Annotated in this window: 18 protein-coding genes; 9 read left to right on the plus strand and 9 right to left on the minus strand. The window is 54.4% G+C overall.

Going from position 1 to position 14,810, the window contains the following annotated elements; translation table 11 throughout:
* Together C440_RS17925 and C440_RS09865 are read left to right on the plus strand one after the other, a co-directional pair.
* Positions 1 to 278, plus strand: a 278-nt coding sequence (locus C440_RS17925) for a hypothetical protein (protein ID WP_206537079.1), incomplete at its 5' end; no start/stop codon positions are given.
* On the plus strand, positions 275 to 1,048 hold the full coding sequence (locus C440_RS09865) for a hypothetical protein (RefSeq protein ID WP_008320297.1): 774 nt from the start codon (positions 275 to 277) through the stop codon (positions 1,046 to 1,048). The genes C440_RS17925 and C440_RS09865, both read left to right, overlap by 4 nt.
* A 12-nt stretch (positions 1,049 to 1,060) precedes the next feature.
* Here the strand turns inward: C440_RS09865 and C440_RS09870 are convergent, their stop codons facing one another.
* The 4 genes from C440_RS09870 to C440_RS17395 form a co-directional block, all read right to left on the minus strand.
* Positions 1,061 to 2,743: an ATP-binding protein gene (locus C440_RS09870; RefSeq protein WP_152417873.1), complete on the minus strand. Its 1,683-nt coding sequence runs from the start codon at positions 2,741 to 2,743 to the stop codon at positions 1,061 to 1,063.
* A gap of 148 nt (positions 2,744 to 2,891) precedes the next feature.
* Positions 2,892 to 3,854, minus strand: a complete 963-nt coding sequence (locus C440_RS09875) for a hypothetical protein (protein ID WP_049915652.1) — start codon at positions 3,852 to 3,854, stop codon at positions 2,892 to 2,894.
* A 2-nt stretch (positions 3,855 to 3,856) separates the two neighbouring features.
* Positions 3,857 to 4,258, minus strand: a complete 402-nt coding sequence (locus C440_RS09880; protein ID WP_008320301.1) for a hypothetical protein — start codon at positions 4,256 to 4,258, stop codon at positions 3,857 to 3,859.
* A 63-nt stretch (positions 4,259 to 4,321) separates the two neighbouring features.
* Positions 4,322 to 4,537 carry a hypothetical protein gene (locus C440_RS17395; protein WP_152417867.1) on the minus strand — a complete coding sequence of 72 codons (216 nt, stop codon included), beginning with the start codon at positions 4,535 to 4,537 and terminating at the stop codon, positions 4,322 to 4,324.
* Positions 4,538 to 4,708: 171 nt separating this feature from the next.
* Between C440_RS17395 and C440_RS17525 the strand changes: the two genes are divergently transcribed.
* Both C440_RS17525 and C440_RS17530 read left to right on the plus strand, forming a co-directional pair.
* A complete protein-coding gene (locus C440_RS17525; protein WP_161605924.1) occupies positions 4,709 to 4,864 on the plus strand; it encodes a hypothetical protein in 156 nt (51 codons plus the stop codon).
* Positions 4,865 to 5,107: 243 nt separating this feature from the next.
* Positions 5,108 to 5,263, plus strand: coding sequence for a hypothetical protein (locus C440_RS17530; RefSeq protein ID WP_161605925.1), 156 nt, complete (start codon positions 5,108 to 5,110; stop codon positions 5,261 to 5,263).
* Between the two features lie 82 nt (positions 5,264 to 5,345).
* On the opposite strand, the gene C440_RS17535 is transcribed toward C440_RS17530, so the two are convergent.
* Positions 5,346 to 5,594, minus strand: coding sequence for a hypothetical protein (locus C440_RS17535; RefSeq protein ID WP_161605926.1), 249 nt, complete (start codon positions 5,592 to 5,594; stop codon positions 5,346 to 5,348).
* Positions 5,595 to 6,136: 542 nt separating this feature from the next.
* Positions 6,137 to 6,580, minus strand: a complete 444-nt coding sequence (locus C440_RS09895; protein ID WP_008320305.1) for a pyridoxamine 5'-phosphate oxidase family protein — start codon at positions 6,578 to 6,580, stop codon at positions 6,137 to 6,139.
* A gap of 471 nt (positions 6,581 to 7,051) precedes the next feature.
* Here C440_RS09895 and C440_RS17400 point away from each other — a divergent pair, with 471 nt between their 5' ends.
* The 5 genes from C440_RS17400 to C440_RS09905 all read left to right on the plus strand — a co-directional run bounded on the left by C440_RS17400 (position 7,052) and on the right by C440_RS09905 (position 11,422).
* Positions 7,052 to 8,080: a hypothetical protein gene (locus C440_RS17400; protein WP_152417868.1), complete on the plus strand. Its 1,029-nt coding sequence runs from the start codon at positions 7,052 to 7,054 to the stop codon at positions 8,078 to 8,080.
* Between the two features lie 122 nt (positions 8,081 to 8,202).
* Positions 8,203 to 8,670: a hypothetical protein gene (locus C440_RS09900; protein ID WP_008320306.1), complete on the plus strand. Its 468-nt coding sequence runs from the start codon at positions 8,203 to 8,205 to the stop codon at positions 8,668 to 8,670.
* Between the two features lie 407 nt (positions 8,671 to 9,077).
* On the plus strand, positions 9,078 to 9,518 hold the full coding sequence (locus C440_RS17405) for a DUF5518 domain-containing protein (protein ID WP_152417869.1): 441 nt from the start codon (positions 9,078 to 9,080) through the stop codon (positions 9,516 to 9,518).
* Positions 9,519 to 10,066: 548 nt separating this feature from the next.
* Positions 10,067 to 10,219, plus strand: a complete 153-nt coding sequence (locus C440_RS17790; RefSeq protein WP_008320307.1) for an HVO_2523 family zinc finger protein — start codon at positions 10,067 to 10,069, stop codon at positions 10,217 to 10,219.
* A gap of 183 nt (positions 10,220 to 10,402) precedes the next feature.
* Positions 10,403 to 11,422 carry a phytoene/squalene synthase family protein gene (locus tag C440_RS09905; protein ID WP_008320308.1) on the plus strand — a complete coding sequence of 340 codons (1,020 nt, stop codon included), beginning with the start codon at positions 10,403 to 10,405 and terminating at the stop codon, positions 11,420 to 11,422.
* Between the two features lie 89 nt (positions 11,423 to 11,511).
* Here C440_RS09905 and cruF read toward each other — a convergent pair whose 3' ends face one another.
* Genes cruF through C440_RS09920 form a run of 3 tightly spaced genes read right to left on the minus strand, consistent with a single transcriptional unit; the run spans position 11,512 to position 14,766 of the window.
* Positions 11,512 to 12,396, minus strand: a complete 885-nt coding sequence (cruF, locus tag C440_RS09910; protein WP_049915656.1) for a bisanhydrobacterioruberin hydratase — start codon at positions 12,394 to 12,396, stop codon at positions 11,512 to 11,514.
* Positions 12,389 to 13,255 (minus strand): prenyltransferase, encoded by an 867-nt coding sequence (locus tag C440_RS09915; protein WP_008320311.1) that lies wholly within the window; start codon positions 13,253 to 13,255, stop codon positions 12,389 to 12,391. Before C440_RS09915 ends, cruF begins: the two co-directional genes overlap by 8 nt.
* An 8-nt stretch (positions 13,256 to 13,263) precedes the next feature.
* Complete coding sequence (locus C440_RS09920; protein ID WP_008320312.1) at positions 13,264 to 14,766, minus strand: phytoene desaturase family protein; 1,503 nt, start codon at positions 14,764 to 14,766, stop codon at positions 13,264 to 13,266.
* Positions 14,767 to 14,810 lie beyond the last annotated feature (44 nt).

Below are 14,810 nucleotides of genomic sequence, written 5' to 3' on the forward strand. Positions count from 1 at the left end.
ACATTGACGAAGAGTATCGTGACCTGAACCCAGAGAACCGAATTCTCATTTACTTTATTGCTCAACGATATGCCTTCGAAGGGGAACTTGCAGAAGACGACACGATTGATACACAGTTCTTCTACGACCGAATTAACAGAAGTGACCGTAGCGTTCGAGACTACCTACAAAACCTCCGGGAAGACGGGCTGTTGAAACGCTCCAGCAAAGGGACCCATCACTTGGTAGCCGAGAATCTGCCGAGTGCGTTTGAACGAATTGAGGACGACGCTGAATGAGCCACGAGCGAGTTAAATCGGACCTGCTCGCCGCTGGGCTCCACGAAGCTTCTGTTGAGCGACTCGTCAATGACTACGACCAAATGCGGAAGAAACTGAGTATCGGTGAATACACAGAAGCAGGAGCCTATGTTGGCAACTTCTGTGAAAATTTGGTCAACATTCTTCGCGACGTCGTAGGCGAAGAAGTAGAGCAAGACGTTTCAGTCCACTCTTTCGTCAAAAAGTCCATTAGCAACGGTTACCACGCGGATGTCAGTAATTGGGTGCGAGTGACTTTACCAAGGATGGTCCAAGCGACGTACGAACTCCGCAGCAAAAGAGATACCGTTCACACGAATTTGGACATCCCTGTGAACCACGCTGATACTCAAACAGCGGTCCGTCAATGTACGTGGATGTTGTGCGAACTTCTCCGTGAGTTTGGACAGGAAGACGATATCGACGAAATCGCAGGAATCATTGACGATTTGTCATCGCCAATTGTTCCGCACATCGACTCGCACAACGGAACACGGCTCATCACAAAAGCGGACCTTGAGACGAAACAAGAGATCCTTGTCCACCTCTATTATCATGGATCTGAACTGAGCGCAGATCGTCTCACAAAATGGATACCAGGGAAGTCAAAAGTACAAATCACTGGTATCATCGGTTCGATGAAACAAGCTCGTGAGGTGTTCTACGAGGACGGAAAAGCTAAACTCACAACAAAAGGTGAGATGCTGGCCTTGGAAATCATCGACGAACATTTTGAAGCTGACGAGTAGGTCACAAGCTCTCTAAAAGTCAGTCAACAGCTCACTTGCCTGAGTTCGACGCTTCGCAGTCTCACGAATATCATTGATTGCTTCTACTTTGAGGTCGACAGTTGTCTTTCCACCTCGTTTGGACTTCTTTACGACATCGCGCTTAGCCAGTGCGTTGACTGCAGTTGCAACGTGGCTGTTTGTGTTGATACCCAGGTGGTCAGCGATTTCGTCGTAGGTGACTGGGGAACCAGATTCAATGATGCACGAGATCACTCCTTTGACGTACCGTGGTGATGTCGCGTCGTCTTTTGCTCTCTCGACCTGTTCTTTCACAGCCCCATCTTGGACGAAGTCTTTGTATTCTAAATCGACACCTCGGAGTGTCCCCTCGGACTTGAGACGTTCTACTTTCCCTTGGAGGGCCTGTACTCGTTTCTTCAATCGCGATGTTTGCTCTTCATCAGGGTGGAGATTAAGTGCGTCTCCGAGTCGGGCATAGGCCTCTGCGGCCTCCTCAAGATTCTGTTCGAACGTTTCAAACTGCTCAACTGCTTCGACCCGCTGTTCAAGGTCAGCAAGCCTCTCGCGTAGTTTCTTGTTATCTTCTTTTAGTGACTGATTTTCATCTTCGAGCTGACGGATTTCTTCATTTTTCTCCTCTCGAATCTCTTTGACGGTTGCTTGGATTTGCCCAGAGTCACCAGCTTCCGCTTTGCTCAGTACGTTCGTAAACTGTTCAGCTAATTTACTGACATCCTCTGCCCGCTCAAGTTCGTCACGAAGCTCATCGAGTTTCTGATTCTTTTGCTGGATTGTGGACTCTAATTCGTCGATTCTACTCCGTTCCCTTCGTTTCGTCTTTGAAATCTCCTTGAGTTCGTCTAATATGTCCCCGTTGACCGATTTCAAATCAGGTCGTTCGAACTCGTCGAGTCCTGGTGTCGCCCCGGCGTCGAAGGTCTTCTTACGTTTGAACTGGAGTTGATGTATCTCGTCGTTCCAATCGGTCATCAGGAACGCTTCGCCGTCGTCGAGGTCCTGAATCTGGTCGGCGTAGGTCGAACCGAGGATGCGGCGCACGACCGCAGTGTCGTTCTCCCAGGTCAGTCGATGCCAAACGATCCAGTCACATTGCGTAATGAAGTCCTTTTTGACGTCAGCAGGGCGCTGAGAGATACCGCAGAGTCCAAGTCCATGTTTTCGCCCTCGCTTTGCGACTTTAACGAGTATTTGGCCGCATTCATCAAGTCCACCTCCCTCTGGGATGTACTCATGAACCTCTTCCAGAAGCATCAAGAACGGCTTTTTGAGCTTCTTCTCTTTGATGAAGAGACTCCGTGCGACTTCCTTAATTAGATCCGATGCCTCATTCTCATCCAAATACCCGGATACGTCGAGGATGATGGGAATGTTCTGGTCGAGCGCCAACTGAGCTATTTTCTCGGCATGCTCAACGCCGACTTGTATATCGCACTCTTCGTCGGCCCCGAGGTGGAGAATCTCATACTCTTCTTTTAGTCCCCAGTATTCACCGTCAGTGTCGACCAACAAGACGGGGAAGCCACCATCGAGGAGTTCCTCTACAATGACACCTGCGCTGTTAGACTTGCCACTTCCGGACTTTCCGGTAATGAAACCACGCCCGGTGAGAACTTCGACAACGGGGAGTTGTGTTCCATCATCTGAGATGACAATGGTTTCTGGATTCTCCATCCTTTGTTTCTCATTCTGTTTTTGGGACTCAACGGACATAGACCTGGCTCATAAGAGAGTACGTATTCAAGCACCTTAAAAAATATCTTGTATTTGATATTTTTAGACCATAATCAAAATTGATTCATAATGAAAACAAAGAGGCACGTCAGATAAAGTCGTTTAAGACGCCGTCTTGCTCCTCTTTTTCCTCCGCAGGGACACTGCCAATTTCCTCTACTTCAGGCGATTCCTCAGAGTCATTAAGGCTGTTTGTCGGCTCCTGGGCTGGTTCTTCAGGCGTTTCGGTGGAATCAGATTCCCTACTATCATTCTCCACCTCTGCTCCGCCTTGTAATTCCTCCCGAATTGCTCTCATAAGCATTCGGACGTTCTCCGGATCATCTGACCCACCAATCTCAAACTTAATGTCAAGATTAACGTTGTTTGCCTGATTAGTTTCGATGGGTCCGAGTTCTGCCGGCGTTACAGAGAGCTTCTCAGGAGCTGTACGTGGGGGGGGTGTTTGTGGTTCAGAACTGTCGTCGTCTTCTGAAGGGGTTTCAGAATTTGTGCCTTCTTCAGAGCTCAGTTTTTTCAGAGCTGAACGAAGGTCGTCACTGAACTCTAATCTCGTAGGTTTGCTACTGGAACCCTGAATCCGGTCTCCGAGTCCAGCCCAGTCTAGTGTTCGTAGATATTGATCTGCAACTTTCTCACGGGTGTATTCACTAATCTCTAATTCAAATCTGATTTGAATCTCTTTTTCAACATCATCTCTTGAAAGATAGCTATCGGTAACGAGGTCATCGTGTCGCCGGTATATCACTTCGGATAGATCACGGTAAAAATCATAGCTCGGAATTGCCTCGCAGAATATTCCGCTTGCGTTCTCTTTAGTAGCAAAAGAGAGTTCTATTCCAGACTCAGTTGCTTTGAACTCATTGTCACTCTCGTCAACAAACCCCAAGCGGTTCGCGTACGTGATTGTATTGTTTATCTTGGAAATATCTGTATCGTTTTTTATAGACTCCCTTGGCTTAGCGCTACTTTGAACCGAAGCACAGACCTCGATGACATAGCCCAACTTTGCCACATTGTAGGGAGGTGTCTCATATTCCTTCTCAGGCACGACTACTCATCTCCATTCTCAGCTCGAATGAAATCGATGGCCTGTTCAATCGCATATGCTGGGATGAAGTATCCCCCTTGCTCGCTATCGTTCTGTATGAAACCGATAGAGCCATAGTTTTTAACCGTACTCTCGCTAATTGGTAGAACATTCTCGGCTTCAGCGCTTGTAATTCCCAACCCCTCAGGAGAGAGCAAGTCAAGTGCCACAGACGCACGTCGTGCAAGCAACTGAGCGACGAATTGTTGCTTGTTATTCATTTCATGATATTCAGGAAGTGGTGCAGGCTCTCCAGTTTCTTTGTCGACGCCGATAATTCCATTAATACCATCTGCGAGTTGTTGTCGGTCGATTTTGTTCTTGTCGACTAGCACTTTTTTCAGAGGATCTTCATCGTCAGACATGGCTGTGTTATCAAATGATATCTTCAAAAAACTAGCGTATCCAATGGGTCGAGAGAATATCTATTACTTTGATCCTCCAGTCGACTCAACAAATTCGACGGCTTTAGAAATCGCGTACCCGGGTACGAAGTAACCTCCCCTTCCGTTATCGCTCTCAACGAGATCCATCTCGCGGAAGTAGTTTCGTATCGTTGAATCTCCCGCTCCAAGAACCCCAGCAAGTTCTCCGGAGCTGATGCCAACATCGTCGTCGACACCGACGCGGACCTCCCGGACCACCTGTCCCCGTCACGAACCCGAACCACACCTCCTACTACACAGTCTGCGGGTTCTGGATTACCGTCGGCCCGGGCTGCACGGAGTACGGTCACGGCCGGGCGACCAATCGCGGGCCAGACCCGGACGGGGTGCGTCGCGACTGTCCGCACCGACCAACCGGAGGGTCGACCCATGAGCCTCGACCAACGTCGCCACCCGAAGAGCGCCGTCGAGGTCATCGAAGAGAACCTCGACTTGTTCGGGCGCCTCGCAGACACAGACCTACCGGTCGCCGTCGACGCGCAGGCCGCGCTCGACTACTACGAGAACCACCGCGAGGACGAGTGACCGATGTGCGTCTCAGTTGTCGCCGAGGAAGACGCGCCGCAAGACCGGATTCGATTCCGAGGTCACGCAACTCGGCGACGTCTTCGAGGTCGAACTCCTCGGCCTCTGCCGAGGAGCGGAAGAGTCGTTCTTCCTGCTCTTTGACGCCTTCGAGTCCTTGCTGGGTGAGCGCCTGTCCGCCCAGACACAGAGTTCCTTCTCGCGCGGGTCTCGCGAGTACAGCGCGGACACTGCAACGGGGCGATGGGTTCCGGTTTGTCCGGTTCCACGTCGATGCCGCGGGCGGCCGCAATCTCGCGGTCGGTCGCGTCGCCGAAGACGGCGATGTACCGCCCGGCGATGCTCGACCCGCGCTTCTACCCGTGGTGCTGTTCGAGGTGCGCCTGCGAGACACCCTGACTGGCGAGGTACGACGCCGACGACTTCCTGAAGTTCGTGGGGGTAACCGGACGGGAGACGCCGGCACGTCGTGCTGCGTCCTTCAGAATGTCTCGCAGTCGATTCGCGGTGATGTCGTCCGCGCTGGAGAGCTTCGACCAGAGTGGTGCGTTCCTCTCGTTTGCACCCGGATGGACCTCAGCCACTGGCGGACGTGCGGGACGCTCGGGATGAGCATCACCGTCCGACGGCCGGTCTTGCCGTTGAACGTCGCCTGCAGGCCGTACTCGTGGTCGGTGATGTCGCCAATAGAGAGGTCTTGCAACTCACCACTGCGGGGCCCGCGTCCCACGCGAGGGAGATGCCGGGCTCCGGTGCTGGGTGGTAGTTCTTCGGGTAGCCACCCGGAATCCACGAGATGCTGTCTGGCTTTCCGTCGCCGTCGGTGGCCAACCCGCCGACTTCTTCGGCGAGTTTGACACAGCGCATGAGCAGGAACTCGTGGGATGGCCGCTGTACTCGGCCAGGTCGAGGATTCGAATCCGATTGCTCATCTTCCGAAGCACTGCGGCGTCGTCGTCACTGATGCCCTCGCTCGTGTCGAGGCGTTCTCGAAGGCGCTCGATGGCGCGTGCGGGGTTCGCAGTCATCTGACTGTGAGGTTCATCAGTGGGCATGTAAAGGGCATGTTGGGAACCCACCCCGGGCATACTTGGTTTCTACAGGATATCACCCGACGAGCGAACGCTGTTTATTTGTCTCGTAATTCTCTTTTTCTGTATGAAAACATACACACATGGGTCGCATTCAAAATGTTACCAGTGGACCGTTGGTGAGGCTCGGTGCATTATCTCTCGGCCGACGTGAGTCATGGTTCGACTCCGACAACGCCGTTCATGCCCTCGTCGTCGATTCTTTCCGGCCGGTTAGTTCCGCAGGCGCGAGGCGATAGAATCCAAACGAAATCTCTCGTGACGGAACACCGAATATATCGACGAGTGGAATGTGGACCCTTTCGAGTCCCTGAAGCGTTTCGGTGGCGATGGCGTCTTCGGTGACTTCTTCGAGTTGCCCGGTGGCGACGACGCTCCGCCACGTGTCGTCTTCCTGCCCGTAGACCACGAACGAGACGGGATGGTCGATAACGTCGCTCTTGTCGCCACCGAGGTTGAGTCGAAGGTAGAACGTCTCCTCGACCGCATCGTACCCGTAGGAGACGGGAATCGAGTGGGGAGCGTCGCCGTCCGGCGTCGAAAACGAGATGACGCCCGTACTACCGGCTCCGAGAAATTCGTCTCGCTCCTCGTCGCCCATCTCGACCGCAGTAGTGTCTGTCATTACCTATCGTTCGAGACGAATCGAGTAAAGAATTTGGCCTCAACCCCACCGTATTTGGAACTGACCGTCGTTCAGTACTCCACGCAATCGGCAACTCGTTGGCTTGGCCTTTTATCCCAATGAATAATGTAGAACACACTTCGTGTATACATTCGGTGGGAATGTACTATCTGCGACTCTGTTTAAACCCTCAGAATCGGACATAACCGGTGTAATACAGACAGAGGGTGTATTCAGCAGGTGGCCGCTGTTCGTTTCACGTCCTTGGTTATGAAACAGCCGTTCGGTAGGTGTGCAGACAGAGCGTCAGAAGTTGGAACAACGATGAGGGTCTCTCTATAATATCCAAGTGTCAAAAAGTCCTGTTTTGGCACCCTACCAACCAACATTGCTCTATTTGTCTGAATATTTAAAATATATTCTATAATATTTAAATTTATTTTTAGTATTAGACATTTAATGGTGTTCTGTATGAGCCTCATGCAACGTACGTTACGAAGGACAAGCAAATGGGAGAAATCTGATATACGTGGGGAACTAAAATACTATATTGGTATGCCGACAAGATTGCTCTCTTTCTTCGGTTCCTACGACTTTCTAGCTAAAACTTTGCCAGGTATTGCCTTCGTCATGGGATTTTTCCCCCTGTTGAAACATGACTCCGTTCCAATACCTAACTTATCAGAAAATATCTTGATCTTCATTTCAACATTGGCAATTATTGGATTGTTTGGAACATTACTGGGAGAGGTGATTCACAGTATAGCAAACTTCTTAGAGGACGTATCAGAGGTTTTGAGGCGGTTAGCTCAAGATATAAAAACTTGGGTTGCGCATGGAACAGGGTTCCGTTTACCTCTCCCTTCTGAGGAATCTCTAAATCAACGGCGTCAGGAACAGGATGACGACACTAAGCGAACCCTCCGAGATGAATTCCGAGACTTCGCGATGAAGTTCTATTCTAGACAGTTCAATTGGTGGATGAACAGGCTAAACGAAGTGTCGTATGTAGCTCGGGGACACCGGACCCAATTCACTAGGAAACTCAGCTCACCGGCTTCTTCTTTTGCACATGAACATATAATTGATTTTGTACGTAAAGACCTCGATGACTCACCACCCCATAACTATGATGACATCTACATGGTAGTGACTAGTTTATTAACTAATACTGGATGTGAGCGGGCATTTCGGTTCCAATCTCGTTATGCATTCTGTCGCAGTATGGCTTTTGTTACACTCTCGATCGGCGTCACCTACATCACTGTTATTGAATGTCCTACTTTTCTGCCTATACCTTCTGCACTAAATTATGAGCCATACCTTTTATCATATTTTTCTGAAGGCTCAAATCATGGGAGTATAATTGGCTTTATCAGCATTCTCTCTATCATCATTTCGATTATATTTGCACGGGCAGCAGGCGCTTACAAGCGGTATTTTGTAGAGTACCTCGTCGCCGAGTTATATGTTGCAAGAGAATTCTTGGAAGATTCTTGACATCATCTGTTCAGCCCAACTGAAGATGTGAATAGAGCGAAAGGTCGTTATAACGGGCGGAGAACCACCCTCATTCTCATCACTCCTGAAATTTTAATAGCCCACTCCGACAAATATACATCATGGCTACAGGGACGTCGGATGCCGGGGAAGGCAAAAGGCATAATGCTGATAGTGACATCCGGTCCCTTTTGGAGTGTATACTTTCTGATTTTTCAAATATTTCGGTGAAGAGAGTTCATAACCTCTCATACCTATCGGAGTATAAGTACTGGAGTGATTGTAAGAACCGTCTCACTACCGCTGAGTATCAGCCGTATTTAGAAGGCGTCCATTCGGAAGACATTGCAGAAGCCCTTGACAATTTTAACGGAATTGAGACGCGAAGAGTCCAAGTTGGCAAGGACCGGGTTCTTACGCTAAAAGTGAAGGAAAAATATGATTGCAATCTTGATAAAAACGGGCGTGAAGTAGTTGAGCGGGTCGTGGACGATTTCGGGGAAGTCCCGCCAGCAACAATTCAGCGTGTAATTGCTGATACGAAGGGCTTCGAGGAAGCAAATTCTGGAACTGCAATACAGTTCCAATAATAGACTGAAGTGAATGGTAGGCCAACAGTACGTAACGCTGAAGCCGAGCGAGTTTTGTGACCGACACGCGCGCTGTATTCAGCACGGTCTCAACAAACTATCAGCGACTGTGGGTTTCAACAGAGTCCTATCTGTCGCCGTTGAGGTGTTAACGGCACTGTCTAGATAACCTAGAGTGAGGAACGCACCGTCTTTAGGTTAGTTGGTTAGAATGTTTGTTCAGCGAGCGATTTGTGGCGAGTTATGAAGGAATCTGGGAACGTGGCCGGACGGAGAACACCGACCGGTGTAGCCACCCAACTTACCGCGACCGCTTATTCACTTAGAGAGCAAATCAGATTCTCTCGCAATACCGCATAAGTAGTCATATGAATAACATTTAATGTGAGCCGATGAGAAATAATTCTATGCAAATCCGAGACGATATCAGACATATTCTCCATGAACCCACATGGAGATATCCCATCGCCACGGGACTGATTTCAATTCCACTATCGCTTCTAATCCAGTGGTCACTCATCGACGAACCCGGCCTGGTGCCTCCCTTAGTGGGTGGTATCGTCGTGAGCGTCATATTTCGTCATCACTCTGTGCCGAGTCGGCGTCTTGGCTGGCGAGCGGGACTTGTTGCCAGTGTCGGAGTGGTCATCGGGACGCTTAGTTTCCTTCTCGAACTTGCAGGGGGAACCCACACCCTGTTCAGTGGAGGCGTCGCTGTTTTCTTTTTAGCTTTCGTAACGGGTCTATTCATCCTACTATACGGTGTAATCGGTGCAATAGGCGGTATCATCGGTGAGTGGGTTGGTCGAAAGATTGGTCGGCGAAACGTAGAATCATCACCGGCCTGAATCCATTCGCACGCTTACGTCCACGAGCAGAGGCGAGACCAGTACCCTGCACTCAGAACGCGGAAATAGTCGTCAAGTTGGATAGTGTTCGCCCCCCACCCAAGACCAAACTGACAGTCTGGTCACGACTCCCGGTACAGTTTTGGTATGTGGTATCAAGTTGGTACATGCCGTTGTCAGGGTTCTTCCCGTTCGTGTCGGCAACTGTTCACCCGGCATCTCTCCCCACCCACCATCACATCAGAGCGGTTTAACGTGCTCCGACAACGGCGCGGTTACGACGGACGCGCGTGGCTACACCGGTCGCGTGGCCGCGTGGGTTCGGGACATCGTTTCACTGAACGACCCTCAGTCGTTCCATTTTTAGCATCTCGGGTTCCAGCTCAACGCTGAGACGCCGGGCCGCTCTCGAAACCGAACCTGTGTCTTCCTTGTGTCTGGTATCTGTCTGGTATGGCTCTCAATCGCCGGACGGACGGCGCTAAACCGGCAGGTGACTCCGCAAATAGCAGTAAGCAATATGTCGGTCGCGTCCTACGAAACACCGTATGGACGACACCACCGGTTCGGATGCGTGCGTTGTCGAGTCGCCGAAGGGCAGACCGTGTCCCATCTGCGAGACGTCGATGCACCACCGACACTGCAAGTACGTCTGTCCCGAACACGGTGTCGTCTACGACTGTAGCGATACGTTCTGGTAACGACACCTGACACGAATCAGCACAACAACCATCGCCGTGCAGTCTGTGGATTCATCGGTGGACCTCACGACTGCACGAAATATTATGTCGTCAGCGCCCAACTAAGAAGGTGAGACCACTTACGTCCCGTTCGGTCACCTTCCTCAGTCCCGAGAGAGGGACGGTCACGCGGTACACGAAACGATGCTCAACGAATCACAGGTCGAAGCCGGAAAAGAGATACAACAACGGACGGGAAAGACGTTTTACTTCGCAACGCGACTCCTCCCGGAGCGCGTGAGACACGCGACGTACGTCCTCTACGCGTTCTTCCGCGTCGCCGACGAGGTCGTCGATGCCGAAGAGACCGCCCCACCGGAACAACAACGTGAGCGACTCGAACAACTCCGAGCGGAGGCGCTCGGAGAAATCGAGACCGACGACCCGGTGTTGTCGGCGTTCGCCGACCTGCGGGAGCGATACGACATCGACTCCGACGACGTGAACGTCTTCATCGACGCGATGGAGTCCGACATCCACAAAGACCGGTACGCGACGTACGAGGAGTTGGCGGCGTACATGGACGGGTCGGCGTCGGCCGTCGGGCGCATGATGACGGCCGTGATGCGCCCCGACGACCCCGAACGGGCGCTCCCGCACGCGACGGCACTCGGACAGGCGTTCCAGCTGTCGAACTTCCTGCGCGATGTCGGCGAGGATGTCGTCGAACGCGACCGCGTCTACCTCCCGGAGACGACGCTGGAGCGCCACGGCGTCGGTGCCGAACAGATTCTCGACCTCGAATTCGACAGTCGCGTCGCCGGAGTGATGCGCGACGAACTCCGCAGGACGGAGTCGCTGTACCGAGACGGCGTCGCGGGTATCGAGTATCTCCCCGCAGACTGCCAGTTCCCGGTGCTCCTGTCTGCGGTGCTGTACGCCGACCACCATCGGTCCATTCGGAATTTCGGCTACGACACGCTCTCTACGACGCCCGAACTGAGCTTCAGCCGGAAGCTCTTCTTGCTCGGGAAGACGGCGGCCTACTGGGCCGTCTGGCGCGACCCAGTGGCCGTGTTCAAAGCCGTGAGCGTCGTCCCGTACCCGGAAGACGACGATTTCGAAGCCGACGTCGGCCCCGGCACGTCGCCGGTCGGCAAATCGCGGAACCGGAGTCGCGTCACCGGCTGGATTCGCTCGCTGAGCCGCTGGGGGTCGGACTAGCGGGGACGGAGTCGGTCCCGAGCGGTTACATTACAGTCAAACAATTTCGACACCGCGTGGTGGGGGGGGTTACGAGTCGAAAACAGTACCTATGACCGCCACGGAAGGCGTCGAGGGAGACGGAACAACTGCGAGTCGAATCGCTCGGTCCGGAGGAGACCGACACCGAAGAGACCGGCGACGGCGACGGGTATCCAGTTACCGAACCACGCGTTGATACCGCCCCAGAGGATGACGAAACTCACCAAATCGTCGAGCATGAACTCGGTCGCATCGAGTCGGTCGAGGAGCGCCTCGCGGTCGAACGCCCAGTCGAGCGTGACGACGGCGATGGTGGCGCTGACGACCCAGCCGGCGTAGTTCGACAGCGGAACGTCGTAGAAGAGTATCGCGTCGTCGGCCAGTCGGTAGTACTCCCAAAAACCGAGTGCGACTGCGCCGGGGTCGAGCACAACGTCCATTGCGAGTACGGCGGCGATGACGACCGCGAGCCTGACGAGCGTGTTTCTCGCGCGGTCGCCGAGCAAGAGCAGACACAGGAGATAGGCGTTCATCACGAGCGGGATGAAAAAGACGGGGAGTCCGATGGGGACGCCCGCGACTGTCGGCCCGAGATCGACGCCGTAGTAGAACCAGCCGTAGGGCTGTCCGGTCGTGATGCCGGTGTATTCGATGGCGTAGGCGTACCCGGTGAGTGCGGCGATACCGAATGCGGCCCGCCGCGTGACAAGCGGCAAGACGCCCACGATAAGCGGCGACCGCATGACGAGCGTCCCGAAGAGGATGAGAGACGCGTGGAACGCTACCGGTTCGGGGAGCCACCCCATGGCACTGGCGACGAGGAGCACCGCGCCGTTCAGCGGGAAGAACACCGAGATGGTGAACCGATTGTCGCGGACGAGTTGGTCGAGCGCGAGTTCGGTCTCTCGGCGCGTCTGCGGTAGTTCCGGGAGTCGCATCCGCAAATCAGCCATACACGACACTCCAAAGTGCCCCGACGGTGATTAGCATGCCGACTACGGTGTTCAAAACCGGATACCACCAGTAGGCCTGCTCGACATCGACACCGGAAAACGCGATGCCGAGGACGACGACCGGATAGGCCGCGAGCACCCCACCGAGTCGAACATCCACGGCGGCGAAGGCCGCGGCGGCGAGACCCCACGCCACAGCGCAGTAGGCGTAGGTTCGACGCTCACCGAGCGCCGTCGCAGTCGTTCGAATCCCGGCTTCGCGGTCGGGGTCGATGTCCGGAATCGCCGAGAACGTGTGCATGCCCATCGTCCAGAACCACGCACCCGCGACGGCGAGTGGTGGCGGAGACACACCCGCGACTGTCGCGTACGCGGCCACGCCCGGCAGGATATACAGGCCGTTCGAGACGGAATCGAGGAGCGGCGTGGTCTTGAATCGGAACGGGGGTGCGCTGTATTCGACGGCGAGAAACCCGTACGCGACGAGCCACGGCCACGCGACCTGCGGTGTGAAAGCGAACAGACCGACGCCGAGGACGCCGCTTCCGACGACGACCCCGAGGTTCAGTGGGTCGCCGCGCCAGCGCGCCTCCCGGTCGTCTTTCTTCGGATTGGATTCGTCGATGTCGGCGTCGAACACGTCGTTGACGCCGTAGAGAAACACGTTCGCGGGAACGAGGAAGTACGCGAACAGCAGACTCGACTCGATTGTGAACAGGTCCGCAAGCGTGTTGGCGGCGGCGGTCACGCCGACGATAACCGGCCCGGCGAGATAGAGCCAAAACCGCGGCCGCGAGAGGACAAACAGGTAGTTGAGTCGGTCTCGAACGCCGCGTGCGCCGTCTGTATTCGTCGCCATCGTCGCGGTTACCTCGCGTCTTCGGCCATCTCTTCTGCGGTGAGTTGCCCGCTGATGAGACACATCGGCACGCCGATTCCTGGCGTGGTGAACGACCCAGTGAAGTAGAGACCGTCAACCGCCTTCGACCCGTGGGGCGGCCGGAGAAGCGCCGTCTGAAAGAGCGTGTGTGCGAGACCGAGCGCGGTCCCCTCGGTGCTGTTGTACCGCGACTCGAAGTCGCTCACGCAGAACGACTCCTCGACGACGATGCGGTCTCGAAGGTCAACACCGGTGTTCTCGGCGATATCGTCGAGCACGAGGTCGCGGTAGGACTCGCGGAGTTCGGGTGTGTCCTCCAACCCGGCGGCGATTGGCACGAGTGCGAAGAGGTTGCTGTGGCCCTCGGGTGCGACCGCGTCGTCTGTCTTCGAAGGGACACAGAGGTAGTACGCTGGGTCGTCGGGCCACGATGGGTCTTCGAAAATCGTCTCGAAGTGGTCGTCCCACTCGGTCGGGAGAACGAGCGTGTGGTGGGCGAGTTCGTCTACGTCGCCTTCGACGCCGAGATAGAGGAGGAACGCCGAGGGCGCGTAAGTTCGAGACTCCCAGTAGTCGGCGTCGTACTGGCGTTTACGTCCGGGAAGTAGTTCCTGTTCCGTGTGGGCGTAGTCGGCGTCGCTCACCACTTGGTCACAGAGGAACTCGTCGCCGTCTTCGGTTCTGACTGCGAATCCGCCGCGACGACCGGCGATTTCGGCGACGGGCGCGTTCGTGTGGAACTCGACGCCGAGTTCTTCGCCGAGCGAGACCATCGCATCGACGACGCCCGCGAGACCGCCGTCGGGGTAGTACACACCCATGTTGAAATCGACGTGGCTCATGAGGTTGTACAGCGCCGGCGTGTTGTTCGGCGCGCCGCCGAGGAACACCAGCGTGTACTGCATGATTTGCTGGAGCTTGGGGTGGTCGAAATACTTCTCGACGTGGTCCTGCATCGACCCGACGAGCGACAGCCCCCACGCATTTTTGAACACGTCGGCGTCGATGTAATCCGTCAGATTCGGACGGTCGGTGTAGACGAAATGCTCCATCCCGATGCGGTAGTTTCGCTCCGACTTCCGGAGATAGTCGTCGAGTTTGTCGCCCGCGCCGGGTTCGTAGGACTCGAACACCGCTTTGTTCGTTTCGAGGTCCGGAACCATGTCCACCTTGTCGCCGTCTTTGAAGAAGATGCGATAGTGGGGGTCGAGGCGGGTGAGTTCGTAGTAGTCGGAGGGGTGCTTGCCGAAGTACTCGAAGAACCGCTCGAACACGTCGGGCATCAGATACCACGACGGACCCATGTCGAATCTGAATCCGTCGCGTTCGAGCGTGCTCGCTCGGCCGCCGAGTTGTTCGTTTTTCTCTAACAGCGTCACGTCAGCGCCGGCATCGGCGAGATAGCAGGCTGTCGAGAGACCGCCGAACCCGCCACCGACGACGACAACCGATTCGCCAGCGAGTGAATCGAGGGCCGAGACAGAATCCATGGGGCTTTGTAAGGAGGTTGAGAACATAAATCGACTGACCGAGG

The sequence above is a fragment of the Haloferax mucosum ATCC BAA-1512 genome (assembly GCF_000337815.1).
GTDB classification, from domain to species: Archaea; Halobacteriota; Halobacteria; order Halobacteriales; family Haloferacaceae; genus Haloferax; species Haloferax mucosum.